This window comes from Pseudomonas sp. GL_103 (assembly GCF_057835175.1).
Map to the genome: position 1 here is coordinate 4,319,608 of NZ_CM174420.1, position 24,509 is coordinate 4,344,116.

Genomic DNA, 24,509 nt, shown 5'->3' on the forward strand with positions numbered 1-24,509 from the left:
AAATCTGAAAAGCATCGCGAGCAAGCTCGCTCCCACAGGTTCCGTGTGATCCCTGTGGGAGCGGGCTTGCCTGCGATGAATTCACCTCGGTCTATCAGAACCCGACACTGGCCTGCACAAAGAACGTGCGTGGCGCACCGACGTACATCCCCGAGTTGTTGTCGCTGGAACGGGTGAAGTACTGCTTGTCGAAGATGTTCTTCACCCCCGCCCCCAGTTTCAGGTTCGACACCTGCGGACCGAAGTCATAGCCGGCACGTGCGTTCCAGAGCACGTAACCCGGGATATCACCGAACTGGCCGTCGGCGGTGCCTTCGGTGATGTAGTTGCCGTTGAAGCTGCCATCGGCGTTCACGCCGGTGCCCGGCGAGCGCTGCTTGGACTGGGCGAACGCATCGAGGTTCCAGGTCCAGCGGTTGATGTCGTAACGCAGGCCGGCGGTGGCCACCTGACGGGAGTAGAACGGCAGGTCACGGCCCTTGAAGCCCGGGATTTCACCTTCGTAGGTGGCACGGGTGTAGGTGAAGCCGGCGTTGGCGGTCAGGCCGTCCAGCATCGGGTTCAGCGCGGCCATGTCGTAGTGCACCGAGGTTTCGATACCCTGGTGCTTGGTCGCGCCGAGGTTGGTCCAGCCCACGTCATTGCTGATGTATTGCAGTTCGTCGTCGAAGTCGATGTAGAACAGCGTCACTTCCCCGCCCCACACATCATCGTTGTAGCGCGTACCGATTTCGTAGGTCTTGGCCTTTTCCGGCTCCAGGCCGTTGGCGGGCTCATTACCGATACCGCCCTGCCCCAGCTGGAAATACTGCAGCGCGCCGAACGAGGTTTCGTAGTTGGCGAACAGTTTCCAGGCATCGGACATGTGATACATCACGCTCAGGGCCGGCAGCGGCTCGTTGCTCTCGATGCTGCGTTTTTTCTCCGGCACCCGTTTACCGGCCGTGTCGAGCACCGGGCGGTCATGCCAGTCGGTGCTGATGTGCTCGAAGCGAATACCCGGGGTAACGGTCCAGTTGCCAACGTCGATCTTGTTGTCGACGTAGACCGAATTGGCCTCGCTTCCACCGGTGCGGTCCTGATAGACATGGCCGTCAGACCCCGGACGCACCACTGGCTCGTTGTTGACCAGCGCCACACGGCTGGCCTCTTCGTGCATGGCCTCTTTCAGGTAGCGATAACCGACGCTGACTTCCTGGGTGGTCGGGCCCACATCAAACACATGGGACACACGTGGTTCGATACCGTAGGTGTAGTAGCTGCGCGGATAGGAGTTGAGTGTGCTCAGGTCCCGCGAGGCGATGGTGCTGCCACGAAAACTGTCGGTGTAGTAGGTCAACACTTCGGCCTGGGTGCGATCGTCGATCTGCCGCGCCCACTTGAACGACACGTCCTTGCGCCGGCCGCTGAAGTTGTCATGGTCGCGCACGGACTGGAACGGGTCGGCGTCGTACTGCGCCTGGGTCAGGCCGCCGGGCATGTCGGCCTTGGCGTCGTAGTAGTGGAAGTTGAGGCTGAAATCGTCGACATCGGTCGGCGCCCAATGGGTCTTGAGGATCACGTCGTCGATGTCGTTGCCGTTGTTGCTTTCACGGTAACCGTTGCCGTTCACCCCGGAGTACAACAGCGCCACGCCCATGCCGTTGTCGGCGGTGCCGCCCATGAACGCAGTGTCGATGTGCTTCCAGCCACCGTGCTGGGAGGTTTCCAGGGTGGTGCCGATTTCAGCCGAGGCTTTTTCCGGGATCGCGCGGGTCACGAAGTTGATCACGCCGCCGACGTTTTGTGGTCCGTAACGCACGGAGCCGGCACCGCGTACCACGTCGATGCTGTCGAGGTTGCCGGAGGAAATCGGCGCCATGGACAGTTGCGGCTGACCGTAAGGCGCGAACGCTGCCGGGATGCCGTCGATCAGCACGGTGGAGCGTGGCGACAGGCGCGAAGTCAGGCCGCGCACGCCCACGTTCAGGGAAATGTCGCTGCCACCGGTGCCGTTGGCGTCCTGCACCTGCACGCCAGGAACGCGTTTCAACACGTCGCCAACGTTCATTGCACCCTGCTCGATCATGGCTTCACGGCGGACCACCGTTCGTGCGCCGGGGTGGTTCTGCACCACAGCGGCATCGGCATCGCCGAGCCAGTCGCCGACCACCTTGATATCCGTCACGCCCAGTTCCAGTGGGCCGTTGGCCGCCGAACTCGGCGCCGGCATCAACGTCACCGAACCTTCATCGATCTGGTATTGCAGGCCACTGCCTTGCAGCAACTGGCGCAGCGCGTCTTCCGGGGAAAGGTTGCCATCCACCGCCGGAGCCTGCTTGCCAGCGACCAGTTCAGGGCTGAAGAACACCTGAAGCGAGGTTTGCTGGCCCAACTGACTCAGGGCTTGCCCCAAAGGTTGCGCCGGGATGCGGATGCCGTCGGCGGCAAAGGCCTGGGGCAGCGCAATATTGACCGCCAGCGCAAGGGCCAGCGGCAACCAGGGGAGTTTGTTGTTTTTAGCGGTGGAGTTTTTCACGTCGAACGTAATCCTGTGGATCGCAAGAGTGTGCGCTTGTTAATGCAAACCAGTTGCAGTTGAACAGGAAGACGATGAACTCGAAAAAAACCTGAATTTTATTTTGAAATTATTTCCTGGCTGCCATCGCCAAGGGTGCGCACGGCCACCGGCAGGATGCTCGGCAAGGCCTTGAGCAGCGCATCGGTGTTGTCGGATTTGAACACGCTGGTCAGGCGCAGATCGCCCACCGCTGCGCTGGCGACCTTGAGCGGCTTCTCCCGATAACGCGAGACCTGCTCGGCGACATCGGCCAGGCTGGCGTTGTTGAACACCAGTTTGCCGCTGCGCCAGGCGGTCATTTCCGCCGGGTTGACGGCATAGGCGGCGACAACTTTGCCCTGGGCATCGACGTGGGTGCCAAGGCCTGCCGTCAGATTGATGAAATCATTATCGGCGGCATCGCGTCCTTGAACCTTGACGGTGCCCTGCTCCACCACCACCCGGGTTTCGCTGGCGCCATGGCGCACGTCGAATCGGGTGCCGGTGACCGTGACCTTGCCGCTGCCCGCCGCGACCACAAAGGGTCGGCTGGTGTCGTGCTCGACGCTGAACATCGCTTCGCCTTCGCTCAGCTCAACGTTGCGTTGATCCGTTTCAAAGCGCACCTGGATCCGGCTGCGGCTGTCCAGATCCACCACCGAGCCATCCGGCAGCTCCACATGCCGCCGCTCCCCCAGCGCCGTGGAAAACTCGGCGGTGTAAGGCGCCGGATGATTCGAGACGCTGAACAAACCCAGGCCAAGCGCCACGGCCAGCACGCTGGCGGCCACTGCGTAACGCAGCACCGGACGACGTTTTTTCAGGGCTGGCGGGGTTTCACACAGGGCCCGCAAACGCGTCGCCGGCACCAGGTCGGCGGCGCTCCACAAGCCCTGGAGTACTTCGAATTCGTTTCGGTGTTGGGGGTGCTGGTCCAGCCAGGCCTGAAACCGGCGCCGCACTTCGACATCCGCAACAGGCTCCTGCAAACGCACAAACCACTGCGCCGCATCATCGCGAACCGCTGTTTGCCCGCACGCACAATCACGAGTATCCATCATGGAAGTTCCTGTTTGGCCGGGGAGGAGAATTCATGCCGCGTCTTGGTGTAGGAGCTGCCGCAGGCTGCGATCTTTTGGCGGCTTTGAGACTGCTGAAGATCAAAAGATCGCAGCCTTCGGCAGCTCCTACGCAAGCCACCACACATCATGATTGCTGTCCTTCAAGGCGATCACGCAGGTGCCGAAGCGTGCGGATCATATACTTTTCCACCATGTTCTTGGACAGCCCCAGGCGTTCGGCGATTTCTGCCTGGGTCAGGCCCTCGATTTTCTGCCAGACAAACACCTTGCGGCAGTTGACCGGCAACTCGGTGAGCGCCCGTTCGATGGAATCCGCCAACTGGATCGCGTGCATGAAATGCTCCGGGTCGCCGGTCGGCGACTCACTGAGATCAATCGCCTCTGACTCCATGGCACCCCGCCGGTCCTCACGCCGATAACCATCCACGGCAATGTTGCGCGCGGTCTGGTGCAAGTACGCCCGGGGCTGCTGCACCACCGCCGAATCGGACTCAAGCACCCGCACGAAGGTATCGTGGGCCAGGTCCTCGGCCTGCTGACGATTCCTCAGGCGACGGGTCCAGGTGCCAACCAACTCTTCGTAATGCTCGAAAAAGCCGTGTCTGCGGGGCAGCTTGAGGGTCATTGCGGTGTGCTGTGGAGACGGGGCGTGAATAGTAATGCTTCCTATTAACTTGAAGCAATGGTTTACGGCCGCCACACCGGGCACTTTATCCCCTTGCCATAGTGCATTTCGTCAGGAAAGCTGGATCGCGGCACGGAACCAAAGAAATCTGGCAGGCATTCAAAAGCATCCATTGACGGGTTGTAACAAAGTGCAGGAATGCCCGTACCCGGCTTTTCCCCAGGAATTCACCCATGTTCAGCCCCAAAGCATCGCCCAAGAGAACCCCGCTTGCCCGCCTGGCCCTGGCCATCACCCTGAGCGCCCTCGGCCTGCCTTTCTGGGCAGGCAATGCCCAGGCCCACGGCGGTCACGCCGACATGGTGCCGCTGCAAGCGGGCCTTGAGGAGTTTGGCGCCACGGTGAAATGGGACGACTACGCCAATCTGTTCACCATCGCCAAGGACGGGGTCTATCTCAAGGTCAAGCCCGACAGCAAAGTGGCGATGCTCAACGGCAAGCGTATCGAGCTGACGGTGCCGGTGGTGTTCAAGGACCACACGGCGTTCATGCCCAAGGACTTTATCAACCAGGTGTTCCAGTCCGGGCTGGACAAGACCTTCGTCGTCGAGACCCGCCCCAACCCGCTCAACCCCCTGAGCGCTGTCGAAATCACCACGGCCGTGGACATCGTCAAGAAATCGGAAAACTACAAGCCCGGTTTCCGTTTCACCGAAGTCTCGGTCAAGGAGCCGCCGAAGGATCAGGTGTGGAACTTCGTCTTCACCGGGCAGAACGTCACCCAGGCGCGTGAGGCCTCAATCGTGGTGCTCGACGGCAAGCACGTGATCGAAGCCCTGGTCGACCTCGATACCAAAGCACTCAAGTCCTGGAAGCCGATCGAAGGCGCCCACGGCATGGTGCTGCTGGACGATTTCGCCACGGTGCAGACGGCTGTGGAAACCAGCCCGGAATACGCCCAGGCCCTGGCCAAGCGCGGCATCAATGACGTGAAGAAGGTTGTGGCCACGCCGTTGACCGTCGGTTACTTCGACGGCAAGGACGGCCTGGCGCAGGACAAGCGCCTGCTGAAAATCGTCAGCTACCTCAACACCGGTGACGGCAACTACTGGGCGCACCCGATCGAGGGCCTGGTGGCGATTGTCGACCTGGAACAGAAGAAGCTGATCAAGATCGAAGACGAAGCGCTCATTCCGGTACCGATGAAACCGACGCCTTATGACGGGCGCGGGCGCCAGGGCGTCGCAGTCAAACCGCTGGAAATCATCGAGCCCGAGGGCAAGAACTACACCATCAGCGGCAACAGCATTCACTGGCAGAACTGGGACTTCCACGTTCGCCTCGATTCGCGGGTCGGCCCGATCCTGTCCACCGTCACCTACGACGACAAGGGCAAGAAACGCAAGATCATGTACGAAGGCTCGCTGGGCGGCATGATCGTGCCTTACGGCGACCCGGACATCGGCTGGTACTTCAAGGCCTACCTCGACTCCGGCGACTACGGCATGGGCACCCTGACTTCGCCGATTGCCCGTGGCAAAGACGCCCCGCAAAACGCCGTGCTGCTGGACGCCACCATCGCCGACTACACCGGCGCACCCACCGCGATCCCGCGCGCCATGGCGGTGTTCGAGCGCTACGCCGGCCCCGAATACAAACACCAGGAAATGGGCCAGCCCAACCTCAGCACCGAGCGTCGTGAACTGGTGGTGCGCTGGATCAGCACCGTGGGCAACTACGACTACATCTTCGACTGGGTCTTCCAGCAGAACGGCACCATCGGCATCGACGCCGGCGCCACCGGCATCGAAGCGGTCAAGGGCGTGAAATCCAAAACCATGCACGAAGACACCGCCAAGGAAGACACGCGCTACGGCACCCTGCTGGACCACAACATCGTCGGCACCACGCACCAGCACATCTACAACTTCCGCCTCGATATGGACGTGGACGGCGAGCAGAACTCACTGGTGGAAGTGAACCCGGTGGTGCTGCCCAACGACCGTGGCGGCCCGCGCACCAGCACCATGCAGACCGAAACCAAAGTCGTCACAACCGAGCAACAGGCGGCGCAGAAATTCGACCCGTCGACCGTGCGCCTGCTGACCAACTTCAGCAAGGAAAACAAGGTCGGCAACCCGGTTTCCTATCAGCTGATTCCTTACGCCGGCGGCACGCACCCGGTGGCCAAGGGCGCCAACTTCGGCAAGGACGAATGGCTCTACCACCGCTTGAGTTTCATGGACAAGCAGCTGTGGGTGACGCAATACAACCCTGAGGAAAAATACCCGGAAGGCAAGTACCCGAACCGCTCGGACAAGGACTCGGGCCTGGGGCAGTTCACCCAGGACAACCACTCCATCGAGAACACCGACGACGTGGTCTGGCTGACCACCGGCACCACCCACATCGCCCGTGCCGAGGAATGGCCGATCATGCCGACCGAGTGGGTGCATGTGCTGCTCAAGCCGTGGAACTTCTTCGATGAAACGCCGACGTTGAACCTCAGCACACCGAAGTAACCACAAAAAGATCGCAGCCTTCGGCAGCTCCTACAGGATCGGGTTTACACACCGTCAATGTAGGAGCTGCCGAAGGCTGCGATCTTTTAAGCTTCAAGCGTACTGCTTGCGATACTCCCCCGGCGCAATGCCGAAGCGCGTTTTGAACGCCGTCGAAAAATAGCTCGAATCAGAAAACCCCCACGAGTAACCCAGCACCGACAACTTCTCCTCCCTGCCTGAGCGGCGCAGGGATTCGGCGCACAGGTCCAGGCGACGGTTCTTGATGTAGCGCGCCACCACCAACCCCTTCTTGGCAAACATCCGGTACAGGCCACGGGTGGACATGCCGACTTCCCGCGCCAGCCATTCCGGGCACAGGTCTTCGGAGCGAATGTTGTCGTCGATGCAGGTGAGCGTCTTGCGGAAGATCCGCTCATGGGAGTCGCTGCTGTCGTCGGCCTGGCTGATCGCCGGGCGCAGCAGGCTGACAATCGCCTCCAGGGTCGCTTCGCTTTCCTGGCGGGTCAGGTGCTGCTGGCGGGTGGCATCGAGGATCAGGCGGTGCGAGAGCATCGCAATGGGCGATGTGGCGGCGATCCGGTGGCCGCATTTGACCTGATTGAAGCGCAGGGTTTGCTCGACCAGTTGATACGGCAGGATCAGCGACAATTGCCGGGAGTTTTCGCCGTAGGTGAAGTCGCTGGGCCGCGCGGCATCGATCAGCGTGATGTCGCCGGGGGACAGCAAGACCTTGTCGTCGCCCTGGGCCATGCCCGCCGTGCCGTCGAGCTGGAACACCGCAAAATACTTGCCGCCCTCGCCTGCCGCGACTTCCTGGGGCGTGCGGAACAGCCGCGCCTGGCACGCGTCGACGAAACTGAGTTTGAGCGCATCGCTCTGGTATTCGCGGATGCGCCCGGCAAATTCGCTGCCCAGGGGTTGTGCGTTGAAGGCACCACAGATCTGGTTGATCTGATGGATCCACTGGTCGAACCCATCATGGCGCTGTGCTGTTGTAGAAATCATGTCAGGCCTCACGCAGGCTTATTTTTATTGTCTACGTCACTCCACACGACATCGGATGCTTCGAGTCTCCTGAACCGCACCACTCCCTGAACCATGACGTGCTATTTCAGTCCGCCAAAACGCCGATAGAAGCTTTCACCCACATCCGGCAACGGGCCATCGGCCGTTTCCAGTGCGGCGTTCAGCCATTCTTCGGCCTTGGCGTAGATCAAACGGTAAATGTTGCGGCACAACTGGCGGGCGGCGCGGCCTTCCCAATCGCCGGGCAGCAACTCGTCCGGCAGTTGCGGGTCGCGCAGCAGCAGCTTGCGGTACTCGTGAATCAGCAGCACCCGCGCCAGGAAGCAGTCGGCCGGTTGCAGGTTTTCCTGCTCGCGCAGGGCTTGCCACAGCGGCCGGAACAGCTGGATGAACTCGCTGTAGTGCGCGGCCAGTTCCTCGATGTTCCAGCTCTCACGCACTTGCAGGCGCAGGGCCTTGGAGGCCAGTACGTCCTGAGCGGTGGTTTCGAAGACGATGGTGTCTTCCTGGACACCGAGGTCGAGCAGGGTCGCGTTGACGTCGGAACGGTCGCTGCGCGGACACGCCAGCACCACCGGCGAAATCGCGCCGAAGCCTTGCCACTCAAGTTCTTCGCGCACCTGTTTGCGTTTGTCCTGGGTCAGTTGCGAGAGCATCACCAGGCACCAGGAACCATCCCAGGCCGGCATCGTGGTGCTGTAGACCCGCTTGAAGGCCTTGTCGAAACGGCGGCGGCCGGTGCCGGTCAGGCTGTAGTAGCTGCGACGACCGACTTTCTCGGCGGTCAGCCAGCCTTCCTTGGTCAGGCGAAAAATCGAGGTGCGGATCAGCCGTTCGTTGATGCCGATGGGCTCGAGCAACTGAATCAGGCTGCCCAGCCAGACGGTGCCGCCATGGGGTTCGATGGCATCCCCGTACAACGTGATGATCAAGGAACTGGCGCGGATCGGCGTCTGCTCCTGGAAGCGGGTAATCAGATGGTTCAAGGGAGTCAGGGACGACATGGGCGTTCCGTGCGAAAAAAGAAAAGGAATATACCGAAACTCCGTAGGAGCTGCCGAAGGCTGCGATCTTTTGATTTTGTTTTTTGAAAGATCAAGATCAAAAGATCGCAGCCTTCGGCAGCTCCTACAGGGGGTGGTGTTCATGAGGTACTGTCCTTTGGCCGCAACCCGCTGTCACTGATCCGCGGGCGATCCGGCTCCGGTTCGCTCAGCGGTTCGCAGACCTGCATCTGCGTCAGGCAACGCTGGGCCAGTTGCTGATACTCCCGGGTGCCGGCCTGTTTCCACGCAACTTCCTGATCGCTGAGACTGCGCTTGATGCTGGCCGGTGCGCCCATGACCAGCGACTGCTCCGGGCATTCGAAACCGGCCTTGACGAAAGCCGCTGCCGAAACGAATGAACGCGGGCCGATCCGGGCGTTGTCCATCACCACCGCATTCATGCCCACCAGCGCATCGGCGCCGATCCGGCAACCGTGCAGCACCGCGCCGTGGCCGATGTGGCCGTTGCGCTCGACCACGGTGTCGCTGTCGGGGAAACCATGCATCACGCAGGTGTCCTGCAGGTTGGCGCCCTCCTCCAGCACGATCCGCCCGAAGTCCCCGCGCAGGCTGGCCAGCGGACCGACATAGCAATGGGGGCCGATGATCACGTCACCGATCAATACGGCGGACGGGTGCACATAAGCGCTCGGATCAACCACCGGAGTCAGGCCATCAAGGCTGTAGCAGGTCATGGAAGCTTCCTTCACAAAGCGATGCAAATAATGGCTCATTTTGTATCACATCAATTTTAACAGCACAAAGACTAAAAACCGTATCACTTGAAATGCACCTTTCCGACGAATGTCAATGCGCTTCTAAAATCGCTATAAAACCCAATATATTCGGGGCAAAACCCGCCATAAGCACCCCTTCACCAGAACGCCAAAAAATCGAAACCAACACCAATAAGACACATTAAATCTATTTTAGTATTGCATTTACGTATCACATTATAGCTATACTTGGGCAAAACCGGCCCCTGCGGCCGATCCAATAACGAGCCGGCACCACGCCGAGCGTGCACCGTGAGAGCATCCGCCATGCCTCTGACCCTTGCCGTCGAATTGATCGAGCCTGGCGTCCGCCTGATTACCCTGCAGCGCCCGCAAGCCCTGAATGCCTTGACCACCGAGTTGCTGGGCGAACTGGCCGCTGAACTGAACATCGCGCAAGCCGACCCCGACACCCGCGCCGTGATCCTTACCGGCAGCCGCAAGGCCTTCGCCGCCGGTGCCGACATCAAGGAAATGGCCGAACGCAACCTGGTCGGCATCCTCGACGACCCGCGCCAGGCCTCGTGGCAAACCATTACCCGCTTCAGCAAACCGCTGATCGCCGCCGTCAACGGCTTCGCCCTCGGCGGTGGCTGCGAACTGGCGATGCACGCCGACATCATCATTGCCGGTGAAGACGCCCGCTTCGGCCAGCCGGAAATCAACCTCGGGATCATGCCCGGCGCCGGTGGCACCCAACGCCTGTTGCGCGCCGTCGGCAAATCCATGGCCATGCAGATGGTGCTGACCGGCGAGCCGATCGACGCCCGCCAGGCCCAGCGCGCAGGGCTGGTCAGTGAAGTGACCCAACCGGAATTCACCGTCGAGCGCGCCCTGCACATCGCCCGCAGCATTGCGGCCAAAGCACCGCTCGCGGTGCGCCTGGCCAAGGAAGCGCTGCTCAAGGCCATGGACACCGACCTGGCCAGCGGCCTGCGTTTCGAGCGCCACGCCTTCACCGTGCTGGCCGGCACCCGAGACCGCGACGAAGGCATCGCGGCCTTCCAGGAAAAGCGCAGCCCGACTTTCACCGGGCAATAAAGCGGCCACTGACATCCGAATTCGAACGACTGCCAAGAGAACGCCAAGACCATGAACTTCGAACACATCCTGTTTTCCATCGACGCTGGCGTCGCCCTGCTCAGCCTCAATCGTCCGGACCAGCTCAACAGTTTCAACACCCAGATGCATGGCGAAGTGAAGGAAGCGCTCAAGCAAGTGCGGCAGAACCCGGACGTGCGCGTGCTGCTGTTGACCGGTGAAGGCCGCGGCTTCTGCGCCGGCCAGGACCTGAGCGACCGCAATGTCGCGCCAGGCAGCGCCGTGCCGGATTTGGGCGAGTCCATCGAGAAGTTCTACAACCCGCTGATCCGCCAATTGCGTGACTTGCCGATGCCGGTGATCTGCGCGGTCAACGGCGTGGCCGCCGGGGCTGGCGCCAACATTCCGCTGGCCTGCGATCTGGTACTGGCGGCGCGCTCGGCCAGTTTCATCCAGGCGTTCTGCAAGATCGGCCTGATCCCCGATTCCGGCGGCACCTGGACCCTGCCGCGCCTGGTTGGCATGGCTCGGGCCAAGGCTTTGGCACTGCTCGGCAATCGCCTGAGCGCCGAACAAGCCGAGCAATGGGGTTTGATCTACCAGTGCGTGGACGACGCCAATTTGCGCGACGAAGCGCTGAAACTGGCCCGCCATCTGGCGACCCAGCCGACCTACGGTCTGGCGCTGATCAAGCGCAGCCTCAATGCCAGCCTGAGCAACAGCTTCGACGAACAGCTTGAGCTGGAAAAAGACCTGCAGCGCCTGGCCGGGCGCAGCGAGGACTATCGCGAAGGCGTCGGCGCCTTCATGGAAAAACGCACCCCAAGCTTCAAGGGACGCTGAGTCATGACCGCACTGAACACCAACGCACGCATCGCCGTGATTGGCGCCGGGGCCATGGGTGCCGGTATCGCCCAGGTCGCGGCCCAGGCTGGCCATCCGGTATTGCTGCTGGACAATCGTCCCGGCGCTGCAGCTCAAGCGATTGAAGGCATCGACCGCCAACTGGGCAAGCGAGTCGAGAACGGCAAACTGTCCGCCGACTCGCGCAGCGCGACGATTGCCCGCCTGCAAGCAGCGGAAGCCATCGAAACCCTGGCCGACTGCGATCTGATCATCGAAGCCATCATCGAAAACCTGGAGGTCAAGCGCGCGCTGTTCCGCCAGCTCGAAGGCATCTGCGGCAAGCATTGCATCCTCGCCAGCAACACCTCGTCGCTGTCGATCACCAGCATCGCCGCGCAGCTTGATCATCCAGAGCGCCTGCTCGGCCTGCACTTCTTCAACCCGGCACCGGTCATGGCGCTGGTGGAAGTCGTCTCCGGCCTGGCCAGCGATCCGGCACTCGCCGAGTGCCTGTACGACACGGCCAAGGCCTGGGGCAAAAAACCGGTGCACACCCGTTCGACGCCCGGTTTTATCGTCAACCGCGTGGCCCGGCCGTTCTATGCCGAAAGCCTGCGGATGCTCCAGGAAGGCGCGGCCGACTGCCCGACACTGGATGCGCTGATGCGCGAGGCCGGCGGCTTTGCCATGGGCGCGTTCGAGCTGACCGACCTGATCGGCCACGACGTCAACTACGCCGTGACCTGCTCGGTGTTCAACGCCTATTACCAGGACACGCGCTTCCTGCCGTCGCTGATCCAGAAAGAACTGGTGGACGGCGGGCGCCTGGGACGCAAGAGCGGCCAGGGTTTCTACAGCTACGCCCAAGGTGCGGAGCGCCCGCAAGCCGCTGAAATCAGCAGCGCTGCGAAGGTCGAGGTTTGTGCCGTGGAAGGCGACCTCGGTATCGCCAAAGGCTTGCTCGCACGTTTGCATGAACAAGGCGTCGAGATCATCCAGCGCGATGGTCGAGGCTTGCTGCGGGTCGGTGATGCCGTGCTGGCCTTGAGCGACGGCCGCATGGCCTGCCAGCGGGCTCGCGAAGACGGGCTGCGCAACCTGATCCTGCTGGATCTGGCGTTCGATTACGGCAATGCCAAACGCATCGCCATCAGCCATGCGGCTGGCATTGATCCGCAGGCCCTCGAACAAGGCGTTGCCCTGCTGCAACGGGCCGGCCTCAAGGTCAGCCTGCTCAGCGACAGCCCGGCCCTCGCCGTCCTGCGCACCGTGGCCATGCTCGCCAACGAAGCCGCCGACGCCCTGCTGCAAGGCGTGGCCTCGGCCGCCGACATCGATCTGGCCATGCGCGCCGGAGTCAATTATCCGCAAGGGCCGCTGGCCTGGGCCGATGCCTTTGGCCTGGCGCACATTCTTGAAACGCTGGAAAACCTGCAAGCCAGTTATGGCGAAGAACGCTACCGGCCGTCGCTGCTGCTGCGCCGTCACGTCGCCGAAGGGAGAACATTCCATGACTAACCATGAAGCCATGACCCTGGCCAGTGCATGCGCGCAATCGCTGTTCCAGCGCGACGCCGCCAGCCAGGCCATGGGCATGCGCCTGCTCTCGGCCGGCCCCGGTTGCTCCCGGGTCGGCATGACCGTGCGCGCCGACATGGTCCAGGGCCACGGCACGTGCCACGGCGGCTACCTGTTCGCGCTGGCCGATTCGGCATTCGCCTTTGCCTGCAACAGCTACAACGAAGCCACCGTGGCCATCGGTTGCAGCATCGACTACATCGCCCCGGCACGCCTGGGCGACACGCTGAACGCCGACTGCATCGAGCAGAGCCGTTCCGGTCGCACCGGCAACTACGACGTGCGCATCGAAAACCAGCAGGGCCAGTTGATCGCCCTGTTCCACGGCAAATCCTACAAAGTGCGCGGCCCGGTGCTGGCGCAGGAGACCCCCAATGAATGACGCCCTGATCATCGACGCCGTCCGCACCCCGATTGGCCGTTACGCCGGTGTCTTGAGCGGCGTGCGCGCCGACGACCTCGGTGCGGTGCCGCTTCGCGAACTGCTGCGCCGCCACCCGCAAGTGGACTGGAACAGCGTCGACGACGTGATCTACGGCTGCGCCAACCAGGCCGGCGAAGACAACCGCAACGTCGCGCGCATGTCGGCGCTTTTGGCCGGGTTGCCGGTCAGCGTGCCAGGCACCACCCTCAATCGCCTGTGCGGCTCCGGGCTCGATGCCATCGGCACCGCCGCCCGGGCGATTCGCAGCGGCGAAACCGGGCTGATGCTGGTCGGCGGCGTCGAATCGATGTCCCGCGCGCCGCTGGTGATGGGCAAGGCCGAACAGGCGTTTTCCCGCTCGGCGGAGATCTTCGACACTACCATCGGCTGGCGCTTCGTCAATCCGCTGATGAAAAAGGCCTACGGCATCGACTCCATGCCGGAAACGGCAGAGAACGTCGCCGAACAGTTCAACATCTCTCGGGCAGATCAGGATGCGTTCGCCCTGCGCAGCCAGCAACGCGCTGCCGCCGCCCAGGCCAACGGACGCCTGGCCAGGGAAATCGTTGCGGTGGAAATTCCGCAGCACAAAGGCCCGGCCAAAGTGGTCGAGCACGACGAACACCCGCGCGGTGACACCACCCTTGAACAGCTGGCCAAACTGGGCACGCCGTTCCGCGAAGGCGGCAGCATCACCGCCGGCAACGCCTCCGGGGTCAACGACGGGGCCTGCGCACTGTTGCTGGCCAGCCCGGAAGTCGCCAAGCGCCACGGCCTGACCGCCCGGGGCCGCGTTGTAGCAATGGCCACCGCCGGCGTCGAGCCCCGAATCATGGGCATCGGCCCGGTGCCGGCCACGCGCAAGGTGCTGGAGGTGGCCAACCTGAGCCTGGCCGACATGGACGTGATCGAACTCAACGAAGCCTTCGCCGCACAAGGTTTGGCGGTGCTGCGCGAACTGGGCCTGAGCGACACCGACCCACGGGTCAACCCCAACGGCGGCGCCATCGCCCTGGGCCATCCACTGGGCATGAGCGGCGCACGCCTGGTCACCACCGCCCTGCATGAGCTTGAGGAACGCAATGGCCGCTACGCCCTGTGCACCATGTGCATCGGTGTCGGCCAGGGGATCGCGCTGATCATCGAGCGTCTATCCCACTAAAGAATCGCGATTCCCAAGGAGCCGAGAGGTATCCTTGGGGCATGCACTCAAAGCCCTTGTGCAAAAGGGCTGGAACACAAAAACAATTCGAGTGAACACATGAACATGCCAATAGCCAAAGCCGTGCTGGATCCCGTGCTGGACCCGCTGGAAACCGCCAGCATCGACGAGTTGCGCCAGCATCAGCTGGAGCGCCTGCGCTGGAGCCTGAACCACGCCTACAACAACGTGCCGCTGTACCGCCAGCGTTTCGATGCGCTGGGCGTGCACCCCGATGACATCAAGTCCCTCGACGACCTGGCGAAATTCCCTTTCACCACCAAGTCCGACCTGCGGGACAACTACCCCTACGGCATGTTTGCCGTACCGATGCACGACATCGTGCGCCTGCACGCGTCCAGCGGCACCACCGGCAAACCGACCGTGGTCGGCTACACCCAGAATGACATCGACACTTGGGCCAACGTCGTCGCCCGCTCGATCCGCGCTGCCGGTGGCCATCGTGGCGACAAAGTGCACATTTCCTATGGCTACGGCCTGTTCACCGGCGGCCTCGGCGCGCACTACGGCGCCGAACGCCTGGGTTGCACGGTGATTCCGATGTCCGGTGGCCAGACCGAAAAACAAGTGCAGCTGATCAAGGATTTCCAACCGGACATCATCATGGTCACGCCGTCCTACATGCTCAACATCGCCGATGAAATCGAGCGCCAGGGCATCGACCCGCACAAACTGGCCCTGCGCCTGGGCATCTTCGGCGCCGAGCCGTGGACCGCCGAACTGCGCAGCGCCATCGAGGCGCGCCTGGGCATCACCGCCCTGGACATCTACGGCCTCTCGGAAATCATGGGCCCGGGCGTCGCCATGGAATGCGCCGAAACCAAGGACGGCCCGACCATCTGGGAAGACCACTTCTACCCGGAAATCATCGACCCGGTCACCGGCGAAGTGCTGCCGGACGGGCAGATGGGCGAACTGGTGTTCACCTCCCTGAGCAAAGAAGCCCTGCCGATGATCCGCTACCGCACCCGCGACCTGACGCGCCTGCTGCCGGGCACCGCACGGCCGATGCGGCGCATCGACAAGATCACCGGACGTAGCGATGACATGCTGATCATTCGCGGCGTTAACGTGTTTCCGACGCAGATCGAGGAGCAGGTTCTGAAAGTCAAACAACTTGCCGAGTGTTATGAGATTCATCTGTATCGCAATGGCAACCTGGACAGCGTTGATGTGCATGTCGAGCTCAAGGCTGAGCACCAGCACCTTAGCGATGAACAGCAGAAGGCTGTTTGCGGGGAGTTGAGCAAGCACATCAAGACGTACATCGGGATCAGTTCGCGGATTGTTTTGCAGCCGTTTCATTCGATCAAACGGTCGGAGGGCAAGGCTTGCCACGTGTTGGATAAACGTCCTAAAGCATGACTGCTGCACCCTTTATGGCCCCGCTTTTTGCGGGGCTTTTTTTTGCCGGGACTCTGGAGCCGAGCACAATCCCTGTGGGAGCGGGCTTGCTCGCGAAGGCTTTGTATCAGGCGATGAGTATTTTGTAGGTGTACATATCCGTTTCTGCGGTAACGGCCACTTAGGGTTCCGCTCTTACAGCGGGTCACTTGGAAAAGCCCCAAGTAACCAAGGGCTCTTGCCCCTGACATTCGGTGCCTCGCCGTGGCTCGGCATTCCCTCGCTCCGGTCCTGCTCCGTGGGCCCGCCGCCATCGGCCATCCATGGCCGGGGGCGGCTAACCCGGCATCCATGCCGGGTTGCCCACTGCGCAGAACCTCCACTCGGCCTCACGAGGGGGCGTACACCGCAAAAGCGTCCGAGGCGGCCTACCGGCCGGCCTGGTTCTGATACGTGCGCGTTCCCCTGTAGGAGCTGTCGAGTGCAACGAGGCTGCGATCTTTTAGAGGTGATACATCCACAAAGTTCCAGTCGGCTGTCGGGCCGCCTTCGCGAGCAGGCTCGCTCCCACAGTTGATCCGGATATGCCTGCGAGAGATTGATCGGCTGACAGGCCGTCTTCGCGGGCAAGCCCGCTCCCACAGGGGATCGGCGTATATCTGAGAGAAATTGGTCGGCTGTCAGGCCGCCTTCGCTGGCAAGCCAGCTCCTACAGTTGATCGGCGTACCCCCACGCGTCTCACCACTCATCAGGTCGAGCGTTAGCTCGCCTGCAGCTCTTGATCTTGATCCACCCGCCCCCTCGGGAGGCTGAGTGGAGGTGTTCATCCGGGGATTGGCGCGCAGCGCCGTTCGACGCAGTCGAACTCATTGCATGTAGGTCGAAGCGAAGCCGACCGGAGGGCAATGCCCCCGGATGAATGCCGGAGCGAAGGAACGCCGAGCCTAAGCGAGGGGCCGTACGTTCGGGGCGTGACCTTTTGGTTCCTTTTGGGGCGTTTGCCAAAAGGGACTCGCCGTAAGGGCGAAACCATAAGTCGCCGTTACCGCAGCAATGGATATGTACACCGACCACCCTGCACACCCAAAACTGCTCCCCACACCCAAAGCGATACAAAAAACAAATGCGACACGTCATTTTGTGTTTGATATTAAATTCTGTATCGCTTATAAAGTTCTCCATGCCCCAGAACAGATTCAAGGCGGGAACTCAAAAATGTACGCACAGCTCGTAGAAACCGGCGTAAAGCGCATCAAGGACCTCTCGGAAATGTCCGAACAGGAACGCGCCTTCCAGGAAAAAATCGATTCAGAAATCAAGATCGAAGCCAAGAACTGGATGCCAGATGCCTACCGCCAGACCCTGATCCGGCAGATTTCCCAGCACGCCCACTCCGAAATCGTCGGCATGCTGCCCGAAGGCAACTGGGTCACCCGCGCGCCGTCGCTCAAACGCAAACTGCAACTGATGGCCAAGATCCAGGACGAAGCCGGCCACGGCCTGTACCTGTACAGCGCTATGGAAACCCTCGGTGCCGACCGTGATGAAGAAGTCGCCAAGCTGCACAGCGGCAAGGCCAAGTACTCGAGCATCTTCAATTACCCGACGCTGAACTGGGCCGACATGGGCGCGGTGGGCTGGCTGGTGGATGGCGCGGCGATCGTCAACCAGGTGGTGCTGCAGCGCACCTCCTACGGCCCCTACTCCCGGGCCATGGTGCGCATCTGCAAGGAAGAGAGCTTCCACCAGCGCCAGGGCTACGAAATCCTCCTGACCATGATGCGCCACGGCAACCAGGCGCAAAAAGACATGGTCCAGGACGCGATCAACCGCCTGTGGTGGCCGTCGCTGATGATGTTCGGCCCGAGCGACGAACACTCGCCGAACAGTGCCCAGTCCATGGCCTGGAAAATCAAGCGCCAGAGCAACGACGAACTGCGCCAGCGCTTCATCGACCAGACCATTCCGCAACTGGAATTGCTGGGCTGCACCTGCCCCGACCCGGACCTGAAGTGGAACGCCGAGCGCGGTCACTACGACTTCGGCGACATCCAGTGGAACGAATTCTACGAAGTGCTCAAGGGCAACGGCCCGTGCAACCAGGAACGCGTCGCCACCCGCCGCAAGGCGATTGAAGACGGTGCCTGGGTCCGTGAAGCCGCCGTCGCCCACGCCCGCAAAAAACAAAACAAGAACGCCGCATAAGGCAATCCGACCCCCTGTAGGAGCTGCCGAAGGCTGCGATCTTTTGATCTTGATCTTCAGCGGTTTCGAAGCCGCCAAAAGATCGCAGCCTGCGGCAGCTCCTACAGAAGCAATCGATGTGGAGTAACTGAAATGTCCGAGTGGACCCTCTTCGAAGTCTTCGTGCGCAGCAAGCACGGCCTCAACCACAAGCACGTCGGCAGCGTGCATGCCGCCGACACCACCATGGCCATCGAGAACGCGCGCGAGCTCTACACCCGTCGCAGCGAGGGCGTGAGCCTGTGGGTGGTGCCTTCGGCATTGATCACCGCCTCGTCGCCGGATGAAAAAGACCCGCTGTTCGATCCGTCGGACGACAAGGTCTACCGCCACGCCAGCTTCTACGAGCTGCCGGCCGAAGTCGGGCACATGTGAGGTCGACCATGGACAACAAGACTGATCTGATCGAATACCTGCTGCGCCTCGGCGACAGCGCCCTGATCCAGGGCCAGCGCCTGTGCCAATGGTGCGGCAAGGCCCCGGCGCTGGAAGAAGAACTGGCGTTGATGAACGTCGGCCTCGACCTGGTGGGCCAGGCACGCAACTGGCTGGGGTACGCCGCCGAACTGCTGGACGACGGCCGCGATGCCGATCACCTGGCGTTCCGTCGCGACGAGCGCGCCTATCGCAACCTGCTGCTGGTGGAACAACCCAACGGCGACTTCGCGGTGACCATGCTCAAGCAGTTCCTCTACGACGCCTGGCATTTGCCGGTGCTGCAGGGCCTGAGCCAGTCCAGCGACGAACGCATTGCCGGGATCGCCGCCAAGGCGGTAAAGGAAGTGACCTATCACCTGCGCCGCTCCGGCGAGTGGATCGAGCGTATGGGCGACGGCACCGAGGAAAGCCACAAGCGCATGCTCGCGGCCACCCCCGAAGTCTGGCGCTTCACCGTTGAACTGATCGCCGCCGATGACAGCGAACAGCGCTTGAACGTAGCCGGCATCATCCCGGACATCGCCAGCGTCGCCGCGCAGTGGCAGGCCAAGGTCGAGCAGATCTTCAGCAGCGCCACCCTGCCCGTGCCTGCCGCACCGAGCTATTTCTACCTGAATGCTCGCAAGGGCCTGCACACCGAACACCTGGGCATCCTGCTGGCCGAAATGCAGTTCCTGCCACGAGCGTACCCCGATGCAACCTGGTGAGCTGATCGCCAGCGACCTCGGCGCCCGGCCGGCACAACCGACCGACCTGGCTACCGCCTGGGCGATTTTGGCAGAGGTCATGGACCCGGAAGTGCCAGTGGTCAGCGTGGTTGACCTGGGCATCGTCCGCGATCTGGGCTGGCAGGCCGGTCACCTTCACGTGGTGGTCACGCCGACCTACTCCGGCTGCCCGGCCACCGAAGTGATCGAGAGCGACATCCGCGAAGCCCTGGAACTGGCCGGATTCAAGGCGCCGCAATTGGAGCGCAAGTTGACCCCGGCCTGGACCACCGACTGGATCAGCGACAGCGGTCGCGAACGCCTGCGCGCCTATGGCATCGCACCGCCCGAGGGCAGCACCAGCAAGCGCAGCCTGCTCGGCGAAAGCCCGCAGGTTGTGTGCCCGCAATGCGGCAGCGCCCACACCGAGGTCCTCAGCGAGTTCGGCTCCACCGCCTGCAAGGCGCTGTACCGCTGCGTCGATTGCCGGGAACCGTTCGACTATTTCAAGTGCATCTGAGCGGCGAATCGGCCGTCCCAGCTGGAGAACAACAATGAGCAAATTTCACAGCCTGACCATCAAGGACGTGCGCACCGAAACCCGTGACGCGGTGTCCATCGCCTTCGAGATTCCGCAGCACTTGCAGGACAGCTTCCACTTCACCCAGGGCCAGCACCTGGTGATGCGTACCCAACTGGACGGCGAAGAAGTGCGTCGCTCCTATTCAATCTGCACCGGGGTCAACGATAGTGAACTGCGCATCGCGGTCAAGCGTGTCACCGGCGGACGTTTCTCGGCGTTTGCCAACGAACAGCTGAAAGCCGGGCACACCCTGGAAGTGATGCCACCGGCCGGGCACTTCTGCGTCGAACTCGACCCGGCGCGCCATGGCAATTACCTCGCTGTGGCCGCAGGCAGCGGCATCACGCCGATCCTGTCGATCATCAAGACCACCCTGCAAACCGAGCCCCACAGCCGCGTCACCCTGCTGTACGGCAACCGCTCCAGCTCCGGCGCATTGTTTCGCGAGCAGCTGGAAGACCTGAAAAACCGCTACCTGCAACGCCTGAACCTGATCTTCGTGTTCAGCCGCGAGCAGCAGGACGTCGACCTGTACAACGGCCGGATCAACGCCGAGAAATGCGAGCAACTGTTCAGCCGCTGGCTCGACGTCAAGGCCCTCGACGCCGCCTTCATCTGCGGCCCGCAGGAAATGACCGAGACCGTGCGCGACAGCCTCAAGGCCAAGGGCATGCAACCTGAGCGCATCCATTTCGAACTGTTCGCCGCCGCCGGTAGCGAGCAGAAACGCGCCGCCCGCGAAGCCGCCCGTCAAGTGGATGCGGCGGTCAGCCAGATCACCGTCATCAGCGACGGCCGCGCCCTGGCGTTCGACCTGCCGCGCAACAGCCAGAGCATCCTCGAAGCGGGTAACGAGCAAGGTGCGGAACTGCCCTACTCGTGCAAGGCCGGCGTGTGCTCGACCTGCAAGTGCAAGGTCATCGAGGGCGAAGTGGAAATGGACAGCAACCACGCCCTGGAAGACTACGAAGTGGCCGCCGGTTATGTGCTGTCGTGCCAGGCCTTCCCGATCAGCGACAAGGTAGTGCTGGATTTCGATCAGCTCTGAAAGATCGCAGCCTTCGGCAGCTCCTACAGGGGATGTGCTTGCCCGGATGCCTGTGTAGGAGCTGCCGCAGGCTGCGATCTTTTCAACCGTTTCACCCAAAACAAAAACAACAAAGGAGCGCGCGTCATGACACCCCAGGAAGTAGAACTCATTCGCCAGCACCCGGATTTCATCCAGCTGGTTCGTCGTAAACAGAAGCTGTACTGGTCACTGAGCCTGGCCATGCTGGTGATTTACTACGGCTTCGTACTGCTGGTGGCTTTCTCCCCTTCTACCCTCGGCCAATCCCTGAGCGGCGGCGTGACCACCGTGGGCATGCTGGTGGGTGTCGTCATCGTCGGGCTGGCCTTTGCGCTGACCGGTTTCTATGTCTATCGCGCCAACAACGTGATCGATCCGCTGAATGAAAAACTCAAGCAGGAGTGCGCCCGATGAGCCGCCTTATCGCGCTGTTCCTGCTGCCGCTGGCGGCCGTCACTGATTTTGCGATGGCCGCCGACGGCGCGTCCCGACCATTGAACTGGAATGCCATCGGCATGTTCCTGGTGTTCGTGCTGTTCACCCTTGGCGTGACACGCTGGGCGGCACTTCGCACCCGCTCCACCAGCGACTTTTACACCGCTGGCGGCGGCATGACCGGTTTCCAGAACGGTCTGGCGATTGCCGGCGACATGATCTCGGCAGCCTCGTTCCTCGGCATCTCGGCGATGATGTTCCTCAATGGCTACGACGGTTTGCTCTACGCCCTGGGCGTGCTGGCCGGCTGGCCAATCATCCTGTTCCTGATTGCCGAACGCCTGCGCAACCTCGGTAAATACACCTTTGCCGATGTGGTTTCCTATCGCCTGGAACAGACCCCGGTGCGCCTGACCTCGGCCTTCGGCACCCTGACCGTGGCCCTGATGTACCTGGTGGCGCAGATGGTCGGTGCCGGCAAGCTGATCGAACTGTTGTTCGGCATCGACTACCTCTATGCGGTGATGCTGGTCGGCGTGTTGATGGTGTTCTACGTGACCTTCGGCGGCATGCTCGCCACCACCTGGGTGCAGATCATCAAGGCGGTGATGCTGTTGTTCGGCACCAGTTTCATGGCGTTCATGGTGCTCAAGCACTTCGGCTTCAGCACTGAAGCGATGTTTGCCGGTGCCACCGCCGTGCATGCCAAGGGCAACGCGATCATGGCCCCCGGCGGCTTGCTGTCCAACCCGATCGACGCGATTTCCCTGGGGCTGGGCATGATGTTCGGCACCGCCGGCCTGCCGCACATCCTGATGCGCTTCTTCACCGTCAGCGATGCCAGGGAAGCGCGTAAAAGCGTGTTCTACGCCACCGGTTTCATCGGCTACTTCTACTTGCTGCTGATTATCGTCGGCTTCGGCGCCATCGTCATGGTCGGCACCGATCCAGCGTTCCGTGACGCCAGCGGCGCGATCATCGGCGGCGGCAACATGATCGCCGTACACCTGGCCCACGCGGTAGGCGGCAACCTGTTCCTCGGCTTCATCTCGGCGGTCGCCTTCGCCACCATCCTGGCGGTGGTTGCCGGGCTGGCGCTGTCCGGCGCCTCGGCGGTGTCCCATGACCTGTATGCCTGCGTGATGCGCAAGGGCCAGGCCAGCGAGCAACAGGAGATGCGCGTGTCGCGAATCGCCACCCTGTGCATCGGTGTGCTGGCGATCATCCTCGGTCTGCTGTTCGAATCGCAGAACATCGCCTTCCTCTCGGGGCTGGTGCTGGCCATCGCCGCGTCGGTGAATTTCCCGGTGCTGTTCCTTTCGATGTACTGGAAAGGCCTGACCACCCGTGGCGCAGTCCTCGGCAGTCTGTCCGGACTGGTCTCGGCGATTGTGTTGCTGGTGCTGAGCCCGGCGGTGTGGGTCAACGTGATGCATCACGACAAGGCACTGTTCCCGTACTCCAACCCGGCGCTGTTTTCCATGAGCCTGGCGTTCTTTAGTGCATGGCTGTTTTCCGTCACCGACACCTCGCCCCGTGCAGCCCTTGAGCGTGGCCGTTATCTGGCGCAGTTCATCCGCTCGATGACCGGCATCGGTGCCACCGGCGCCAGCAAACACTAAACGACGACCGAACAGTTGGCAGGGAACAAAAATAATGACACCCGCACGTACCACGTCTTACCCATCACTGTTTTCGCTGGCCGCCGCATTGAGTCTGCCCATGATCGCCCCTAGCGCCATGGCCGACTTCATCGGCGACAGCAAGGCACGTATTGATATGCGCAACCACTACATCAACCGCGACTTCCGTCAGGACAACGCGCCGCAATCCAAGGCCGAAGAATGGGCCCAGGGATTCACCGCGCGCATCGAGTCCGGGTTCACCGACGGCACCTTCGGTTTCGGTCTCGACGCACTGGGCGAACTGGGGCTCAAGCTCGACTCCAGCCCGGACCGCCGTGGCACCGGGCTGCTGCCGTTTGGCCCGCAAAGCCATGAGCCCGACGACGATTACAGCGAACTGGGCCTGACCGGCAAATTGCGGGTCTCCAAGAGCGTGTTGAAACTCGGCACCCTGCAACCCTTGTTGCCAGTGGCGACCTACAACGACACACGCTTGCTGAGCTCGACCTTTGAAGGTGGCTTGCTGACCAGCCAGGAAATCGACGGCCTGACGGTGAATGCCGGACGCCTGACCAAGGCCAACCTGCGGGATTCCTCCAGCAACGATGACATCGGCTTCGGCGCCGCCACCAGCGATAGCTTCGACTTCGGTGGCGGCAGCTACGCGTTCAATCCGCAACTGAGCCTGAGCTACTACTACGGCAAGCTCGACCAGATCTATCGCCAGCAATACGCCGGACTGGTGCATACGCAACCGCTGGGCAACGGTTTCAACCTGCGCAGCGACCTGCGTTATTTCGACAGCCGGGGCGACGGCGCCGAACGGGCCGGGCGCATCGACAACCGCAACTTCAACAGCATGTTCACGGTGTCCCACGGTGCCCACAAGGTCAGTGCCGCCTACCAGCAATTGTCCGGCGACAGCGCCTTTCCGTTCCTCAACGGCGGCGATCCGTACGTGGTCAACCTGGTGACCTTCAACACCTTCACCCGCGCCGAGGAGGATTCCTGGCAGCTGCGATACGACTATGACTTCGCGGCGCTAGGCATTCCCGGCCTGACCTTCATGACTCGCTACACCGACGGCAGCCATGTCAAGGCCGGCAGCGTCGACAACGGAAGCGAATGGGAGCGCGACACCGATATCAACTACGTCATCCAGAGCGGTGTGTTGAAGAACGTCAGCCTGCGCTGGCGCAACGTGACCTTCCGTTCCGGCAATGGCTTGACGACCGACCTGGATGAGAACCGGCTGATCGTCGGCTACACCCTGGCGCTTTGGTAATCCCTGAATGGCGCGGTCGAGGCCGCGCCACAACCTTTCATAACCAGG

21 protein-coding genes are annotated in these 24,509 nt (G+C 62.0%); 15 read left to right on the forward strand and 6 right to left on the reverse strand.

The window, feature by feature from the left end; translation table 11 throughout:
- Nucleotides 1–94 precede the first annotated feature (94 nt).
- The 3 genes from AC3IP0_RS19435 to AC3IP0_RS19445 all read right to left on the reverse strand — a co-directional run bounded on the left by AC3IP0_RS19435 (nucleotide 95) and on the right by AC3IP0_RS19445 (nucleotide 4,246).
- Nucleotides 95–2,518, reverse strand: a complete 2,424-nt coding sequence (locus tag AC3IP0_RS19435; RefSeq protein ID WP_489325658.1) for a TonB-dependent siderophore receptor — start codon at nucleotides 2,516–2,518, stop codon at nucleotides 95–97.
- A 98-nt stretch (nucleotides 2,519–2,616) separates the two neighbouring features.
- Nucleotides 2,617–3,600: a FecR family protein gene (locus AC3IP0_RS19440; protein ID WP_489316633.1), complete on the reverse strand. Its 984-nt coding sequence runs from the start codon at nucleotides 3,598–3,600 to the stop codon at nucleotides 2,617–2,619.
- A gap of 145 nt (nucleotides 3,601–3,745) precedes the next feature.
- Nucleotides 3,746–4,246: a sigma-70 family RNA polymerase sigma factor gene (locus tag AC3IP0_RS19445; RefSeq protein ID WP_489316634.1), complete on the reverse strand. Its 501-nt coding sequence runs from the start codon at nucleotides 4,244–4,246 to the stop codon at nucleotides 3,746–3,748.
- A gap of 233 nt (nucleotides 4,247–4,479) precedes the next feature.
- On the opposite strand from AC3IP0_RS19445, the gene tynA reads away from it, so the two are divergent.
- Nucleotides 4,480–6,768 (forward strand): primary-amine oxidase, encoded by a 2,289-nt coding sequence (gene tynA, locus AC3IP0_RS19450; protein ID WP_489316635.1) that lies wholly within the window; start codon nucleotides 4,480–4,482, stop codon nucleotides 6,766–6,768.
- Nucleotides 6,769–6,861: 93 nt separating this feature from the next.
- Here tynA and feaR read toward each other — a convergent pair whose 3' ends face one another.
- The 3 genes from feaR to paaY all read right to left on the reverse strand — a co-directional run bounded on the left by feaR (nucleotide 6,862) and on the right by paaY (nucleotide 9,538).
- The gene (feaR, locus tag AC3IP0_RS19455) at nucleotides 6,862–7,776 is read right to left on the reverse strand and encodes a transcriptional regulator FeaR (RefSeq protein ID WP_489316636.1); all 915 of its coding nucleotides are present in this window, start codon (nucleotides 7,774–7,776) and stop codon (nucleotides 6,862–6,864) included.
- Nucleotides 7,777–7,877: 101 nt separating this feature from the next.
- Nucleotides 7,878–8,801 carry a phenylacetic acid degradation operon negative regulatory protein PaaX gene (paaX, locus tag AC3IP0_RS19460; RefSeq protein WP_008003007.1) on the reverse strand — a complete coding sequence of 308 codons (924 nt, stop codon included), beginning with the start codon at nucleotides 8,799–8,801 and terminating at the stop codon, nucleotides 7,878–7,880.
- Nucleotides 8,802–8,941: 140 nt separating this feature from the next.
- The gene (gene paaY, locus AC3IP0_RS19465; RefSeq protein ID WP_414912794.1) at nucleotides 8,942–9,538 is read right to left on the reverse strand and encodes a phenylacetic acid degradation protein PaaY; all 597 of its coding nucleotides are present in this window, start codon (nucleotides 9,536–9,538) and stop codon (nucleotides 8,942–8,944) included.
- A gap of 348 nt (nucleotides 9,539–9,886) precedes the next feature.
- Between paaY and paaF the strand changes: the two genes are divergently transcribed.
- From paaF to AC3IP0_RS19535, 14 genes are all read left to right on the forward strand, one after another.
- A complete protein-coding gene (paaF, locus tag AC3IP0_RS19470) occupies nucleotides 9,887–10,660 on the forward strand; it encodes a 2,3-dehydroadipyl-CoA hydratase PaaF (protein ID WP_489316637.1) in 774 nt (257 codons plus the stop codon).
- 51 nt (nucleotides 10,661–10,711) lie between these two features.
- Complete coding sequence (gene paaG, locus AC3IP0_RS19475) at nucleotides 10,712–11,503, forward strand: 2-(1,2-epoxy-1,2-dihydrophenyl)acetyl-CoA isomerase PaaG (RefSeq protein ID WP_489316638.1); 792 nt, start codon at nucleotides 10,712–10,714, stop codon at nucleotides 11,501–11,503.
- A 3-nt stretch (nucleotides 11,504–11,506) separates the two neighbouring features.
- Nucleotides 11,507–13,024 (forward strand): 3-hydroxyacyl-CoA dehydrogenase PaaH, encoded by a 1,518-nt coding sequence (gene paaH, locus AC3IP0_RS19480; RefSeq protein WP_489316639.1) that lies wholly within the window; start codon nucleotides 11,507–11,509, stop codon nucleotides 13,022–13,024.
- A complete protein-coding gene (paaI, locus tag AC3IP0_RS19485) occupies nucleotides 13,017–13,466 on the forward strand; it encodes a hydroxyphenylacetyl-CoA thioesterase PaaI (protein ID WP_489316640.1) in 450 nt (149 codons plus the stop codon). The genes paaH and paaI overlap by 8 nt, the downstream gene beginning before the upstream one ends.
- Nucleotides 13,459–14,670 (forward strand): 3-oxoadipyl-CoA thiolase, encoded by a 1,212-nt coding sequence (gene pcaF, locus AC3IP0_RS19490; RefSeq protein ID WP_489316641.1) that lies wholly within the window; start codon nucleotides 13,459–13,461, stop codon nucleotides 14,668–14,670. The genes paaI and pcaF overlap by 8 nt, the downstream gene beginning before the upstream one ends.
- Before the next feature lie 99 nt (nucleotides 14,671–14,769).
- Entirely contained in the window at nucleotides 14,770–16,095 is a 1,326-nt protein-coding gene (gene paaK / locus AC3IP0_RS19495; protein WP_414928526.1) for a phenylacetate--CoA ligase PaaK, read from the forward strand.
- Nucleotides 16,096–17,290: 1,195 nt separating this feature from the next.
- A complete protein-coding gene (gene paaA / locus AC3IP0_RS19500) occupies nucleotides 17,291–18,280 on the forward strand; it encodes a 1,2-phenylacetyl-CoA epoxidase subunit PaaA (RefSeq protein WP_489325660.1) in 990 nt (329 codons plus the stop codon).
- A gap of 132 nt (nucleotides 18,281–18,412) precedes the next feature.
- The gene (gene paaB, locus AC3IP0_RS19505; protein ID WP_007943393.1) at nucleotides 18,413–18,694 is read left to right on the forward strand and encodes a 1,2-phenylacetyl-CoA epoxidase subunit PaaB; all 282 of its coding nucleotides are present in this window, start codon (nucleotides 18,413–18,415) and stop codon (nucleotides 18,692–18,694) included.
- An 8-nt stretch (nucleotides 18,695–18,702) separates the two neighbouring features.
- Nucleotides 18,703–19,464 (forward strand): 1,2-phenylacetyl-CoA epoxidase subunit PaaC, encoded by a 762-nt coding sequence (paaC, locus tag AC3IP0_RS19510; protein ID WP_489325661.1) that lies wholly within the window; start codon nucleotides 18,703–18,705, stop codon nucleotides 19,462–19,464.
- Nucleotides 19,451–19,984, forward strand: coding sequence for a 1,2-phenylacetyl-CoA epoxidase subunit PaaD (paaD, locus tag AC3IP0_RS19515; RefSeq protein ID WP_489325662.1), 534 nt, complete (start codon nucleotides 19,451–19,453; stop codon nucleotides 19,982–19,984). The genes paaC and paaD overlap by 14 nt, the downstream gene beginning before the upstream one ends.
- A 34-nt stretch (nucleotides 19,985–20,018) precedes the next feature.
- Nucleotides 20,019–21,095 carry a 1,2-phenylacetyl-CoA epoxidase subunit PaaE gene (gene paaE, locus AC3IP0_RS19520; RefSeq protein ID WP_489325663.1) on the forward strand — a complete coding sequence of 359 codons (1,077 nt, stop codon included), beginning with the start codon at nucleotides 20,019–20,021 and terminating at the stop codon, nucleotides 21,093–21,095.
- A gap of 126 nt (nucleotides 21,096–21,221) precedes the next feature.
- Entirely contained in the window at nucleotides 21,222–21,530 is a 309-nt protein-coding gene (locus AC3IP0_RS19525) for a DUF485 domain-containing protein (protein ID WP_046042846.1), read from the forward strand.
- Complete coding sequence (locus AC3IP0_RS19530) at nucleotides 21,527–23,173, forward strand: cation acetate symporter (RefSeq protein WP_489325664.1); 1,647 nt, start codon at nucleotides 21,527–21,529, stop codon at nucleotides 23,171–23,173. The genes AC3IP0_RS19525 and AC3IP0_RS19530 overlap by 4 nt, the downstream gene beginning before the upstream one ends.
- Before the next feature lie 34 nt (nucleotides 23,174–23,207).
- Nucleotides 23,208–24,461, forward strand: coding sequence for an OprD family porin (locus tag AC3IP0_RS19535; RefSeq protein WP_489316646.1), 1,254 nt, complete (start codon nucleotides 23,208–23,210; stop codon nucleotides 24,459–24,461).
- The last annotated feature ends 48 nt before the right edge of the window (nucleotides 24,462–24,509 follow it).